The organism is Microbacterium sp. UMB0228, assembly GCF_002871415.1.
In the GTDB taxonomy this organism is placed as follows: Bacteria; Actinomycetota; Actinomycetes; order Actinomycetales; family Microbacteriaceae; genus Microbacterium.
The window spans coordinates 332,442-344,840 of the sequence record NZ_PNFU01000001.1; the positions used below are offsets into that span (position 1 = coordinate 332,442).

17 protein-coding genes are annotated in these 12,399 nt (G+C 71.0%); 5 read left to right on the forward strand and 12 right to left on the reverse strand.

Going from position 1 to position 12,399, the window contains the following annotated elements; all coding sequences use genetic code 11:
- Positions 1-2 precede the first annotated feature (2 nt).
- Together CJ226_RS01715 and CJ226_RS01720 are read right to left on the reverse strand one after the other, a co-directional pair.
- Positions 3-1,046 carry an ATP-dependent DNA ligase gene (locus tag CJ226_RS01715; RefSeq protein WP_102208130.1) on the reverse strand — a complete coding sequence of 348 codons (1,044 nt, stop codon included), beginning with the start codon at positions 1,044-1,046 and terminating at the stop codon, positions 3-5.
- Between the two features lie 43 nt (positions 1,047-1,089).
- Positions 1,090-2,541 (reverse strand): NAD(P)/FAD-dependent oxidoreductase, encoded by a 1,452-nt coding sequence (locus tag CJ226_RS01720; RefSeq protein WP_102208131.1) that lies wholly within the window; start codon positions 2,539-2,541, stop codon positions 1,090-1,092.
- A gap of 65 nt (positions 2,542-2,606) precedes the next feature.
- On the opposite strand from CJ226_RS01720, the gene CJ226_RS01725 reads away from it, so the two are divergent.
- Both CJ226_RS01725 and CJ226_RS01730 read left to right on the forward strand, forming a co-directional pair.
- Positions 2,607-3,089: a hypothetical protein gene (locus tag CJ226_RS01725; protein WP_062635910.1), complete on the forward strand. Its 483-nt coding sequence runs from the start codon at positions 2,607-2,609 to the stop codon at positions 3,087-3,089.
- Positions 3,089-3,640, forward strand: coding sequence for a GNAT family N-acetyltransferase (locus CJ226_RS01730; RefSeq protein WP_102208132.1), 552 nt, complete (start codon positions 3,089-3,091; stop codon positions 3,638-3,640). Before CJ226_RS01725 ends, CJ226_RS01730 begins: the two co-directional genes overlap by 1 nt.
- On the opposite strand, the gene CJ226_RS01735 is transcribed toward CJ226_RS01730, so the two are convergent.
- From CJ226_RS01735 to CJ226_RS01770, 9 genes are all read right to left on the reverse strand, one after another.
- The gene (locus CJ226_RS01735; protein ID WP_102208133.1) at positions 3,637-4,872 is read right to left on the reverse strand and encodes an acyl-CoA dehydrogenase family protein; all 1,236 of its coding nucleotides are present in this window, start codon (positions 4,870-4,872) and stop codon (positions 3,637-3,639) included. The genes CJ226_RS01730 and CJ226_RS01735 overlap by 4 nt on opposite strands.
- Before the next feature lie 67 nt (positions 4,873-4,939).
- Positions 4,940-5,605 carry a TetR/AcrR family transcriptional regulator gene (locus CJ226_RS01740; protein WP_025103770.1) on the reverse strand — a complete coding sequence of 222 codons (666 nt, stop codon included), beginning with the start codon at positions 5,603-5,605 and terminating at the stop codon, positions 4,940-4,942.
- A 9-nt stretch (positions 5,606-5,614) separates the two neighbouring features.
- Complete coding sequence (locus CJ226_RS01745) at positions 5,615-5,902, reverse strand: hypothetical protein (protein WP_102208134.1); 288 nt, start codon at positions 5,900-5,902, stop codon at positions 5,615-5,617.
- Positions 5,899-6,342, reverse strand: a complete 444-nt coding sequence (locus CJ226_RS01750) for a glycohydrolase toxin TNT-related protein (protein WP_102208135.1) — start codon at positions 6,340-6,342, stop codon at positions 5,899-5,901. Before CJ226_RS01750 ends, CJ226_RS01745 begins: the two co-directional genes overlap by 4 nt.
- A complete protein-coding gene (locus CJ226_RS17960) occupies positions 6,339-6,476 on the reverse strand; it encodes a hypothetical protein (protein ID WP_180964511.1) in 138 nt (45 codons plus the stop codon). The genes CJ226_RS01750 and CJ226_RS17960 overlap by 4 nt, the downstream gene beginning before the upstream one ends.
- Positions 6,473-6,760 carry a hypothetical protein gene (locus tag CJ226_RS01755; RefSeq protein ID WP_062635919.1) on the reverse strand — a complete coding sequence of 96 codons (288 nt, stop codon included), beginning with the start codon at positions 6,758-6,760 and terminating at the stop codon, positions 6,473-6,475. Before CJ226_RS01755 ends, CJ226_RS17960 begins: the two co-directional genes overlap by 4 nt.
- Positions 6,757-8,235, reverse strand: coding sequence for a TNT domain-containing protein (locus CJ226_RS01760; RefSeq protein ID WP_102208136.1), 1,479 nt, complete (start codon positions 8,233-8,235; stop codon positions 6,757-6,759). The genes CJ226_RS01755 and CJ226_RS01760 overlap by 4 nt, the downstream gene beginning before the upstream one ends.
- The gene (locus CJ226_RS01765) at positions 8,232-8,561 is read right to left on the reverse strand and encodes a type VII secretion target (protein WP_025103775.1); all 330 of its coding nucleotides are present in this window, start codon (positions 8,559-8,561) and stop codon (positions 8,232-8,234) included. The genes CJ226_RS01760 and CJ226_RS01765 overlap by 4 nt, the downstream gene beginning before the upstream one ends.
- Positions 8,561-8,974, reverse strand: a complete 414-nt coding sequence (locus CJ226_RS01770) for a YbaB/EbfC family nucleoid-associated protein (protein WP_062635924.1) — start codon at positions 8,972-8,974, stop codon at positions 8,561-8,563. Before CJ226_RS01770 ends, CJ226_RS01765 begins: the two co-directional genes overlap by 1 nt.
- Before the next feature lie 170 nt (positions 8,975-9,144).
- Here CJ226_RS01770 and sucC point away from each other — a divergent pair, with 170 nt between their 5' ends.
- Together sucC and sucD are read left to right on the forward strand one after the other, a co-directional pair.
- Positions 9,145-10,311 carry an ADP-forming succinate--CoA ligase subunit beta gene (gene sucC, locus CJ226_RS01775; RefSeq protein WP_102208137.1) on the forward strand — a complete coding sequence of 389 codons (1,167 nt, stop codon included), beginning with the start codon at positions 9,145-9,147 and terminating at the stop codon, positions 10,309-10,311.
- Positions 10,312-10,339: 28 nt separating this feature from the next.
- On the forward strand, positions 10,340-11,242 hold the full coding sequence (gene sucD, locus CJ226_RS01780) for a succinate--CoA ligase subunit alpha (protein ID WP_102208138.1): 903 nt from the start codon (positions 10,340-10,342) through the stop codon (positions 11,240-11,242).
- Between the two features lie 73 nt (positions 11,243-11,315).
- On the opposite strand, the gene CJ226_RS01785 is transcribed toward sucD, so the two are convergent.
- On the reverse strand, positions 11,316-11,894 hold the full coding sequence (locus tag CJ226_RS01785; RefSeq protein ID WP_062635927.1) for a TetR/AcrR family transcriptional regulator: 579 nt from the start codon (positions 11,892-11,894) through the stop codon (positions 11,316-11,318).
- Between the two features lie 76 nt (positions 11,895-11,970).
- Here CJ226_RS01785 and CJ226_RS01790 point away from each other — a divergent pair, with 76 nt between their 5' ends.
- A complete protein-coding gene (locus CJ226_RS01790) occupies positions 11,971-12,372 on the forward strand; it encodes a VOC family protein (RefSeq protein ID WP_062635929.1) in 402 nt (133 codons plus the stop codon).
- Positions 12,373-12,399: the final 27 nt, after the last annotated feature.

A 12,399-nucleotide genomic window follows, 5' to 3' on the forward strand; every position in this document is an offset into this window, starting at 1 on the left:
GCTCAGCTCAGGACGTCGGCGAGGTCGTAGCCCTCGACGGTGTCGAGCTGGTCGTACGTGCAGGAACGGGCGTCGCGGTCCGGCCGCCACCGCTCGAACTGCACGGTGTGACGGAAGCGGGCGCCCTCGAGCTGGTCGTACCGCACCTCCAGCACCCGCTCGGGACGCAGCCGCACGAACGACACGTCCTTCGATCCGCTGAACCGCGAGCGCTCGCCCTCGCCGGTCACCGCTGCGCCGTCCTCGTCGCGCTCGACCAACGGGGCGAGCTCCTCCACGAGCTGCTTCCGCTTCGCATCGCTCCATGCCGCGACGCCGCCGATCTGACGCAGGGTCCCCTCGGCGTCGTAGAGCCCGACGAGCAGCGACCCGACCCCGGTGCCGGACTTGTGGATGCGGTAGCCGAGGGCGACGACGTCGGCGGTCCGCGCGTGCTTGATCTTGAAGAGGGTGCGCTTCCCCGGGGCGTACGGCTGCGCCAGCGGCTTGGCCACGACGCCGTCGAGCCCCGCGCCCTCGAACTCCTGGAGCCAGCGGACGGCGGCGTCCTGGTCGCGGGTGGTCCTGGTCAGGTGCAGCGGGTGCTCCACGGACTCCATGAGCGTCTCCAGTCGGGCCCGCCGCGTCTCGAACGACTGGTCGCGCAGGTCGTCCTCGCCGGAGGCGAGCAGGTCGAACGCGATGAACAGGGCCGGGGTCTCGACGGCGAGCTTCGCGACCCGGGAGGCGGCCGGGTGGATGCGCTGGCTGAGGGCCTCCCAGTCCAGACGCTGCGCGCCGTGCGGACCCGTGGCCACGACGATCTCGCCGTCGAGCAGACAGGGCACGGGCAGCAGCTCAGGGATCGCGTCGACGAGCTCCGGGAAGTAGCGCGTGAGGGGCTTCGCCCCGCGGGACCCGATCTCGACCGTCTCGCCGTCCCAGGCGATGAGCCCCCGGAACCCGTCCCACTTCGGCTCGTAGAGCAGCCCGCCCGGGGTCTTGTCGGGGTCGGGGACGGCCGCGACGGCCTTGGCGAGCATGGGGGCCGGGATCTCGTATCGCATGCACCCATCCTGGACCGGGCGGCGAGCGGGGGAAAGAGCCGGATCAGCCGAACAGGTCGTCGAGTTCCGCGGGCGTGCCGGCGTCGTGGAGCACGGTGTGTGCCGCGTGCCACCCGGCCATGCCGTTGACCGCGGGCCCGGGCGGAGTGGAGGCCGACGCGAGGTACACGCCCGGCATCGGCGTGCGCCACGGCGCGGGGGAGAGGACGGGGCGGCGCAGGGCCTGACGCATGTCGAAGATGCCGCCGGAGATGTCGCCGCCGATCTCGGCCGGGTTGATCGCCTCGCGGGAGGACGCCGGCACCGCGTGGTGGGCGAGGATCCGGTCGCGGAAGCCCGGCGCGAAGCGCTCGACCTGCGCGGTGATGAGCTCGGTCGGGTCGAGGTCGGAGCCGTTCGGCACGTGGATGTACGCCCAGAGCACGGCCTTGCCGTCGGGTGCCCTGGTCGGGTCGAAGAGCGACGGCTGGACGGCCAGGACGTAGGGGCGCTCGGACACGCGACCGACGGCGACCGCGTTCTCGCTGTTCCACACCTCGTCCCTCGTCCCGGCCACGTGCACGGTGGGCGCGTTCCGCACGTGCTCGTTCGTCCACGGGATGGGGCCGTCGAGCGCGAAGTCGACCTTGGCCGCCGCGGCGCCGTAGCGGTACCCACGGAGTGCACGGGCATACGACGCCGGGATGTCCGGGTGGGTGAGGGCGAGCCGGGGGGAGGTGTTGAGCAGGAGCACGTCGCCACGGGTGGGGTCGCCCCAGTCCAGCGTGGCGAGATCGGTGACCCGGGTGCCGGTCTCGATCGAGCCCCCGTGAGCCTCCAGGTCGGCGATGAGGGCGTCGGCGATCACCTGCGAGCCGCCGCGGGGGTACGGCCAGCCGCCGGCGTGGGCGAGTCCGGCCAGCAGGAGCCCGGCCGCGGCCCCCGCGAGCGTGGGCTGCGGGGAGTTCGCGTGCGCGACGACTCCCGCCATGAGCGCGGCCGCCTCCTCGGTCCGGAAGGCGACCCGCGCCAGGGGAGTGCCCTGATCGAGCATGCGGATCGCGTAGCGGACCGCGGTGATCGGATCGTGCGGGAGGCGGAGGAGCTGGTTCCCGGTGAAGTCCGTGACGCCGTCGATGTGGGTGCTGAGGGGGCGGAGCCGGCGCCGCCACGCGTCGCCGTCGATGCCGAGGTCGGTGGCGGTGCGCTCGATGTCGCGCCAGGCGATGGCGGCACGGCCCCCGTCCAGCGGATGGGCGAACGACATCTCGGGGCGGATCCACTCGATCCGCTCGTCGAGCCCGAACGCCTGGAAGAACGGCGAGGCGACGGCCGCAGGGTGGACGGCCGAGCAGACGTCATGACGGAAGCCCGGGAGGGTGGCCTCCTGGGTACGCAGGCCGCCTCCGACCGTGTCCGCGGCCTCGAGCACGCGCACGCGGTAGCCGGCGCGGGCCAGGGAGACGGCGGCGGCGAGGCCGTTCGGTCCGGATCCGATGATCGTCGCGAGTGCCATGCGGCCAGTCTCGCACGCGAGCCCGCGGTCAGCGGAGGGGGTTGCGCCGTGCGATCCTGGAAGGGATGAATGAAGTCCAGGGCCCGACCCCCGCCGGCACCTCCCGTCCGTACCGCTCGCTTCCCGAGGCGCTCCGCGCCCATCGCATCGATCCGGTGAACCACGCGTTCATCACCGAGATCGTCGAGGCCGCGGGGGTGACCTCGCTGATCGACCGCGGTCGCTACATCGAGGCGATCCGCCGCGAGGGGGCGGCGCTGCACATCGGCCGCACGTACACCAACGGCTTCACCGAGGACGAGGTCGTGACCGTCGGTTCGACTCGCCTCCGCCTGCAGCCCAGCGAGGGACGCGCGCCCTACTTCTACGTGACGCACCCGAGCGAGTTCGCCCCGCAGACCCCGGTCAAGGCCAAGCGCTCCTCGACGCCGCGCACCCCCGCCGCTCCCCGCACGCCCGCGGCTCCGAAGCCCGTCGAGCGCGACTACGGCGTGTGCGACGTGTGCTTCATGGTGAAGACCCCCGCCGGCGGCTGCGGCTGCGACTGATGCCCGCCGCCTCCGCGTCGCGCCGCGGCGTCACCGTCCGCGAGGCGAAGTGGCCGGGTGACGCGGCCTTCGTCGGTGCCGCGGTGTCGACGTATCTCCGGCAGACCGAGCAGGAGAAGCACGACGTCCTGGGTGACCCCGCGGAACCCGAGGCCGAACTCCCCGAGCGGTACCGGCCGGAGGTCCGCGATCCGGCGACCGCGTACGCCGGCGGACGGGTGCTCGTGGCGGAGCTCGCCGGGGCTCCGGTCGGCGTGGTGATCGCGCTTGCGCATGCCGGGTACACCGAGATCAAGCGGCTCTGGGCGGATCCGGCGGTCCGCGGCCGCGGCGTCGGCTCCGGGCTGCTCGACGCCGTCCTGGTGGAGGCCGAGGGCGCGGTGCGGCTGTCGGTCTGGGACTGGCGCGACGCCGCGATCCGGCTCTACACGTCCCGCGGCTTCAGTCCCGTCGACCCCTGGGACGACCGCGACCGTCTCCTCTGCTTCGAGTCGCGCACTTCGCTGCATCCGGCCGCCGAATCCAGCACAGTGCGCGATTCGAAGGGCTAGGCGAAGGCGCTCATCCCGGTGATGTCGCGGCCGAGCAGCAGGGCCTGCACGGATTCGGTGCCCTCGTAGGTGTGGATGGCCTCGATGTCGGCCATGTGCTGCATGACGCCGTTCTCCAGGAGGATGCCGTTGCCGCCGAGGAGATCCCGCGCCGTCGCGGCGATCCGCCGGGCCGCCCGGGTGTTGTGGAACTTCGCGAGCGAGGCCTGCGTCGGCCGCAGCGCTCCCGCCTGCTCCAGATCGGCCATGCGGCGGCAGTAGAGCTGCATCGCCGTCAGATCCTCCAGCATGTGCGTGAGCCGCTCCTGCACCATCTGGAACTTCGCGAGCGGCTTGCCGAACTGCACGCGCTCCTTCGCGTAGCCCAGCGCCGCCTCGTAGCAGGCCGTCGCGTGACCCAGCGCCGACCACGCGACCCCGGACCGGGTGGCGTACAGCACGGTCGAGGCGTCCTTGAAGGACTTCGTCCCCGGCAGCACCGCGTCCCGCGGCACCCGCACGTCGTCCAGGCGGATGTGGGCCTGATGGATCGCGCGGAGGGAGGCCTTCCCGCGGATCACGGTGCCGGTGTATCCGGGGGCGTCCTGCTCGACGAGGAAGCACCGCACCGCCCCGTGCTCGGCGGCGGACTCGTCGTCGACCCGCGCCCAGACGAACGTGATCCCGCCCGAGGCTCCGTTGCCGATCCACTTCTTGGCACCGCGGAGTACCCAGGAGTCCCCGTCGCGGCGCGCCACGGTCTCCAGCGAGACGGAGTCGGAGCCGTGGTCGGGCTCGGTCAGGGCGAAGGAACCGAGCACCGAGCCGTCGGCGAGTGCCGTGAGCCAGCGGTCCTGCTGGGCGGGCGAACCGAACAGCGCGAGCGTCCGCAGCGCGAGGCCCCCCTGCACGGCGAGGATCGTGCCGAGGGATCCGTCTCCGCGAGAGATCTCCATGTTGACCAGGCCCGCGGCGAGCGGGGAGAGCCGGGTCAGCGCGGGGTGGTCGACGCCGTCGATGACGAGGTCCATCTCGCCCATGCGGCGGGCGGCGTCGAGCGGGTACTCGGCGCGGTCCCACGCCTCGGCCATCTGCGGGGCGACCTCGTCGACGTACGCCTTCGCGCGGTCCCAGGCCTCCCGGTCGGCGGCGGGGATGTCGGCGAAGACCGCGTAGTAGTCGCTGTCCTGCCGCCCGGTGACGTCGTAGGACGAGACGCGCTCGCCGGGGAAGGGGGAGGCTTCAGTGCTCATGGGTGCTCCTTCGTGACACCAGGTATCGTACTCCTCGATACTCGGTACCACGACCGCCCCGGCCGGCTCAGTCGAGCTCGGAGCGGAGCCTCCTGGTCACCTCGGCGATCGGCATGGAGCGGGGGAAGACCGCCACCACCACGTCGTCCGGAGCGCCCGCGTCGGCGGCCTCGCCCACGCCGTACCGCCGACGCGCGTCCGCGAGCGCGGACTGGAGGGTGGACAGCGGCACCTTCTTGCGTCCGCGCAGGAGCTGCCGCAGCACGTGGTTGTGCACCGCCGTCACGAGCGCCGCGAAGCCCACCGCGTCCAGCGGATCCACCCCCGGCAGGGCGCTGCGCAGGTACTCGTCGAACAGCCGCTCGTAGCGGAACACGGTGATGATCTCGCGTTCGCGGAGCACCGGCACCTCCCGCACGATCTGGTAGCGCCGTCGCGCGAGTTCCGGGTCGTTCGCGAAGTGCGTGAACACGGACTCCGATGCGGCGCAGACCGCGCCCCACGGATCGTCGTGCCCCTCGTCGAGGAACTCGCGGAGCTGCTCCAGCAGGACTTCGTGATCGGCGAAGACCACGTCCTCCTTGCCGCCGAACTGCCGGAAGAAGGTCGACCGGGAGACGCCGGCGGCCTTGGCGATCTGCTCCACGGACGTCTGGTCGAACCCCTGGGCGCTGAAGAGTTCGAGCGCGGCGGCGACGACGCCCCCGGTGCGCAGCTCTGCGGATTCGTGCATGGCGAAAGCCTAGACCGCCGTGGGCCTCGCGCCCGACGGCCCCGGCGAGAGCACGCCGCTGACGCGGTTCCAGAGCTGCACGCGATGGGCGAAGTCGGCCAGCGCCTCCTGCTCTGCGGCGAACACCCGCAGCGACCCCTCGATCGGCTGCGCGCGCTCGTCCTGGATCCAGGTCTGGTAGCCCTCCCTGCCGTACGACACCACGACGGTGTTCGTCTTGCCCCGGGGGTCGTCGAAGAAGCAGAAGCCGACGGAGCCACGCGCGCGGAGGTCGGCGAGGACGGTGTCGCGGTTCATGCGGATGCTCCGGGGACGGCCAGCTCCCGGACCAGACCGAGACGCAGGTAGAACGTGAGGGGGAGGGGCAGCACGAGCTGGGTCGCGCCGCCGGGGTCGCCGAAGGCCGGGGCCACCGTGCCGCGGAAGATCGGGGCGTCCCAGCGGTAGTAGCCGATGTCCACGAGGTCGTCCAGGTCCCGTCGGAGGACGGCGTCCTCCGAGCGCTCGTACGCCGCGCGGAGGTGGACGCAGTCGCCGACGACGAGGAACTGGTGGTACGCCGCGGGGTTCTCGACCCAGGGCAGGGAGCGCTCCGGGTAGGCGGCCGGCCGTCCGTTCTCCACGAGGTAGACGTAGCGCGTGTTGACAGGCCCGTACATGTCCCACACCTCCGCGCCGCGGGGGAGGGGCTCGCGATCGATCGCGACGCCGTCGGGTCCGATCCACAGCTCCGTCATTCCCGGCCCTCGATCCGTCGGACGGCGTGCGCGTCGGCGGCCTTGTGAGAACGCGCCATGCGGAGGAACTGGTCGAGAGCCTCGGTCTCCGACTGCGCCTCATCCGCGGTGAGGCTGGTGCGGAGCGCGGTCATGAGGTCTCCCCTTCGATCCTCCGGACGGCGTGCGAGTCCGACGCCCGGTAGCGGCGCGCGATCCGCAGGAAGAAGTCCAACGCCTCCGACTCCGAGTCGAAGCGGACGGGATCGTGGAATCTGCCGCCGCGCTCGTCCGTCTCCCACACGATCCATGCGTCGCCGGCGCGGTCGATCCACGCCGATGACTGTGGTCGACCGGTGGGGCCGAACCAGTTCGCGGTGGCGGTGAGCTTCTCATCGGCGATGATGCGCTGCACGTCGTCGGAGGTGAGCTCGGTCATGGAATCTCCTTCAATACGCCGAGTGTGATCAACTGTGCGGCCGTGAGAGGAAGCTGGACCTGCACCCCGCCACCCGTCGAGCCGAACCCGGGCGCGATGTCTCCTCGGTAGCCCTGCGAACCCAGATACTCGGGCTTGAACCCGCCCGCCAGGAGTTCGTCCTTGACGTGTTGCGGAGCGCGGTCGTAGACGCTCCGAAGATCGGACATGTCGCCGACCACTTCATAGCGGTGGTAGTGGGCCGGATTCTCCACATACGGGAGGGACCGCTGATCGTAGGTGTACGGGCCGTTCTCGGGCACCGGGGACGTGTAGCGGCCCTCCGGAGGACCGTAGCGGTCGAGGACGTCTCCCACCTGTGGAGTGTGCGGCTGCCGGATCGGTTCCCCGCTCGAGTCCAGCACGTACCCCTCGCCGGGAACCTGGCTCCAGTCGATGCTCCCGTCGGGCTGGAGCACGTCCGGTCCCTTGGGGATCTGGACGTCGGGCGGGAGCGTGCCGTTGTCCGCGAAGTCCTCAGCGTATTCCGGGTAGTTGCGGTCGAGGTAGGTCTGGATCTGCTCGTCCGTGAGCGTGCTCTGGTCGCGCACACTGGGGCCCGCGGGGCCGGAGCCCCCGGGTGACGAGCCGTCGGGGGACGAGCCGTCGGGGGACGAGCCGCCGGGCGAACTGCCGTCAGGACTGTGCGGAGCACCGGGGCCGGACGGCCCGTGCCCACCGCCCGGGCCGCGCGAGAAGAGGTCGCCCAGGCGCTGGAACAGCGACTTGAGCTCGTCGAGGTGCTTCGTGAGGGCCGTCACGGCATCCACGAGCTTGAGCACGGTGCCGGAGATCCGGGCGGTCATGGCCGAGACGCGGCTCGTGGCCTGCGCGATGACGTACGGGGTGGCGGTGCCCAGCGACACGACGAGCGTGCTCGCATAGGAGATGAGGGAGCCGACCAGCTGCGACAGGGTGTCGCGGACCAGCTCGTGCACGATCTGCACGAGCATGGACGCGGTCTCCATGCCGGTCTTCATCCCGCCGGCCCAGGCGGCGGCCGCGGAGATGTGGGCGGCGACGTCGGACTGCAGCCGGAGGTAGGCCGCGATCGCCTCGCCCGACATCGAGCTGACGTCGGAGAGGCGGGCGTCGAGGGTCTCGCCCGCCTGCTGCAGCTGCTGCGCGATGTTGCCCCAGGTCGCCGCGAAACCGGCGACCTCGCCCGCATCGCCGGTCAGGTCGTTGAGCCAGCCCTTGAGCGGCTCGAGGTGGTCCATCAGCCACCCCAATCCCGCAGCGATCAGCGAGCCGAGCGGGTCCATGGCCGTGGCCACGGTGTTCGCGAGGGCGGAGAAGGACGCGAGTCCTCCGGAGACCCAGTCCCCGCTCTCGATCGCGTTCACGAGGTCGTAGCCGTCCTCGAGCAGACCGGCTCCGCTGAACGGTGTCGTCGGGTCGATCGGTCCCGCCACCAGCGGGTTCGGCGGGGTCATCGGCGAGCACCCTCCACGGACGACAGCAGCCCGCGGATCGAATCGAGCTGACGCTGCTCTCCCTCATCGAAGTCGTCCGCCAGGCCGCGGAGCTGCTCCTCGGACTTCTCCAGCATCGTCGCGGCGGCGGTGATCGCCCCGGCGGCGATCGACGAGACGATCTGCGCCGGCGGGACGAGGAAGGCGCACATCACGCCGAAGGCGCCGCCGCCCACGTTCATCGAGCCGGCGGCGTTCTCGGCGAGCCGGACGTCCGCGGCGATCTGCGCGACGCGCTGGGCGTGCTGGCGGACGGTCTCGGTGTCGACGGCGATCAGCTCGGCCATCAGCGGTACTCGATCTGCGGTCGGCCGTCCTGACTCGGATCGGGGAGCTCGGCGATCTCCTCACGCAGATGCGCGACCGCCGCGTCCTCTGCGCCGAACGCCTCCGCCGCGATCTCGACCGCCCGCGCGCCCGCCGCCTTCTGCGCGGTGGCGGCGAGGGTGACGATGAGGGCGCCCAGGGCGGCGGGGGAGCGCTGCAGGGCGGCATCCGTGAGCGCGACGTCGGCGAGGCGCCCGGAGGCGTCCACCGTCACGGTGACGTCGCGGCCCGGAGAGGCCGCCTGCTCGCGTACGCCCGCGATGTCGTCGCGCACCTGCGCGGCCTGCGCGGCGCGGCGCTCCGCGTCCTTCACCTGCTGCTCGATGCGCGCGCGTGTCGCCACCGGATCCGACCAGTCGAAGGTGTCCGTCATCTCGTCTCCCCTGCCTCGACGCTCAAGAATCGTACCGGAGGCGTCGGCGCGTCGGGGAGGGCGTCGGGGCGTCGGAGCGCTCAGCCTGCGGTAGTAGGCTGGGGGACTGGTCGATGTCTCGACATCGAGAGAATCACCAGACCAGACCGCAGCCCAGTGAAGGAAGCACAGTGGATCTGTACGAGTACCAGGCACGAGACGTTTTCGAGAAGTACGGAGTGCCGGTCCTCGCCGGCATCGTCGCGGACACCCCCGAGGAGGTGAAGGCGGCTGCCGAGAAGATCGGCGGTGTCGTGGTCGTCAAGGCCCAGGTCAAGACCGGAGGCCGCGGCAAGGCCGGCGGTGTCAAGGTCGCCAAGACCCCCGACGAGGCGTACGAGGCCGCGAAGGCCATCCTCGGGCTCGACATCAAGGGCCACGTCGTCAAGCGCGTCATGGTCACGCAGGGAGCCCGCATCGCCGAGGAGTTCTACTTCTCCGTGCTGCTCGACCGCGCCAACCGCTCCTACCTCTCCCTCTGCTCCGTCGAGGGCGGCATGGAGATCGAGCAGCTCGCCGTCGAGAAGCCCGAGGCGCTCGCCCGCGTCGAGGTCAACCCGCTGACCGGCATCGACAAGGAGAAGGCGGTCGAGATCGCCCGCGCCGCGAACTTCCCGGAGGACCTCGTCGAGAAGGTCTCCGACGTGTTCGTGAAGCTCTACGACGTCTACAAGGGTGAGGACGCGACGCTCGTCGAGGTCAACCCGCTCGTCCGCACTGAAGACGGCGACATCATCGCGCTCGACGGCAAGGTCACGCTCGACGACAACGCCTCCGAGATCCGTCACCCCGAGCACGAGGCGCTCGAGGACAAGGACGCCGCCGACCCGCTCGAGGCCAAGGCCAAGGCGTCCGGCCTCAACTACGTCAAGCTCGACGGCGAGGTCGGCATCATCGGCAACGGCGCGGGCCTGGTCATGTCGACGCTCGATGTCGTCGCCTACGCCGGTGAGAACCACAACGGCGTCAAGCCCGCCAACTTCCTCGACATCGGCGGCGGCGCCTCGGCCGAGGTCATGGCCGCCGGCCTCGACGTCATCCTCGGCGACCCGCAGGTCAAGAGCGTGTTCGTCAACGTGTTCGGTGGCATCACGGCGTGCGACGCCGTCGCCAACGGCATCAAGGGCGCCCTCGAGACGCTGGGTGACACGGCTTCCAAGCCGCTCGTCGTCCGCCTCGACGGCAACCGCGTGGACGAGGGTCGTGCGATCCTCGCCGACTACGCGCACCCGCTCGTGACCCTGGCCGCCACGATGGACGAGGGCGCCGACAAGGCCGCCGAGCTCGCCAACGCCTGACGCTTCGACAGGATTTAAGGAACAGAACATGTCGATCTACCTCAACAAGGACTCCAAGGTCATCGTCCAGGGCATCACCGGCGGCGAGGGCACCAAGCACACTGCGCTGATGCTCAAGGCCGGCACCCAGGTCGTCGGCGGCGTCAACGCCCGCAAGGCCGGCACCACGGTCTCCCACACGGACAAGGACGGCAACGCCGTCGAGCTCCCCGTCTTCGGCTCGGTCGCCGAGGCCATGAAGGAGACCGGCGCCGACGTGTCGATCGCCTTCGTCCCCGGCGCCTTCACGAAGGACGCGATGATCGAGGCCATCGACGCCGAGATCCCGCTGCTCGTCGTCATCACCGAGGGCGTCCCCGTGGGCGACTCGGCCGAGGCCTGGGCCTACGCGCAGAGCAAGGGCAACAAGACCCGCATCATCGGCCCGAACTGCCCCGGCATCATCACCCCCGGTGAGGCGCTCGTCGGCATCACGCCCGCCAACATCACCGGCAAGGGCCCGATCGGTCTCGTGTCGAAGTCGGGCACGCTGACCTACCAGATGATGTTCGAGCTGCGCGACCTCGGCTTCTCGACCGCCATCGGCATCGGCGGCGACCCGGTCATCGGCACCACGCACATCGACGCGCTCGCCGCGTTCGAGGCCGACCCCGAGACCAAGGCCATCGTCATGATCGGCGAGATCGGCGGCGACGCCGAGGAGCGTGCGGCCGAGTACATCAAGGCGCACGTCACCAAGCCCGTCGTCGGCTACGTCGCGGGCTTCACGGCTCCCGAGGGCAAGACCATGGGTCACGCCGGTGCGATCGTCTCCGGTTCCGCCGGTACCGCGCAGGCCAAGAAGGAGGCCCTCGAGGCCGCCGGGGTCAAGGTCGGCAAGACGCCGTCCGAGACCGCTGCTCTCATGCGCGAGATCATCGAGTCGCTCTGATCTGAGCTACGCTTGACCTGAAGGCCCCGGGCTCCACCCCGGGGCCTTCGTCATACCCCCGGGGAATCCTCGCTCAGCTCGCGTCGTCCACGGCATCGAGCAGGGCGTCGAGAGCGCGGTGTGCCTGGTGTCGCGCCGCCACGTCGTCGGGTCGGGCGGCCAGCCAGAGCGCGAGCTCGTTCATGGCACCGGAGAGGGCGGCGGTGAGCGCGTCACGGAGGGGCGTCGGTATGCCGGCCTCTCGCAGCCCAGCCCGCAGCTCCTGCTCCGGGCCGGTCGCGTCCAGGCGTCGCCACTGCTCCCAGCCGAGAACGGCGGGGCCGTCGACGAGTAGTACCCGCGCGGCGGTGCCGACGGTGATGGCATCGAGGAACGCGTGGCTGCCGTCCCGGAGTGCGGCTGCAGCGGAGCTTTGCGCCGTGGCGGCCAGGATGGCCGCGGTGACGCGCTCCTGCTGGGCGGCCGCGACCGCGGTGAAGAGTCGGGGTTTCGACTCGTAGTGGTGATAGACGGCGCCGCGCGTCACGCCGGCTGCTCGAGCGATGTCATCGACGGAAGCCGTCGCGTAGCCGCGGGCGGCGAAGTGCGCCGTGGCGACGTCGAGGATTCGCCGCGCCGTCTCGGCGGCGTCGGCGGCGGATGCTCGGGGCATGGGGTTCCTTTACGTGCGGTCTGTATGTATCGTAGCGCTAGAAATACAGACACGCTGTATGTAAAGGAGAGTGCGCATGGAGATCACGAGCTTCTACCCGGTGTTGATGGTCGACGATGTCGCCGCAGCCGCCCGGTTCTACCGGGAGGAACTCGGCTTCGAGTCCTCCTTCGAAGCCGACTGGTACATCAGCCTGCGCGTCGACGGCGGCGAGCTGGCGATCCTCGACCGCAGGCACGAGACCATCCCGCCGGGTTTCCGCGAGCCGGTGCGCGGGATGCTGCTCAATGTCGAGGTTCCGGACGCGGCGGCGGCGCACGCCCGCCTCGTGGAGGAGCGGGGCCTCCCGGTACGGCTGCCGCTGCGCGACGAGGCCTTCGGCCAGCGGCATTTCATCGTCGAGGCCCCTGGGGGAGTCCTGATCGACGTCATCGAGCCGATCGAGCCGTCGCCCGAGTTCGCCGCGGCCTACGCCTGACCCGCGTTCGGGCTCGCCCCGCTCGCA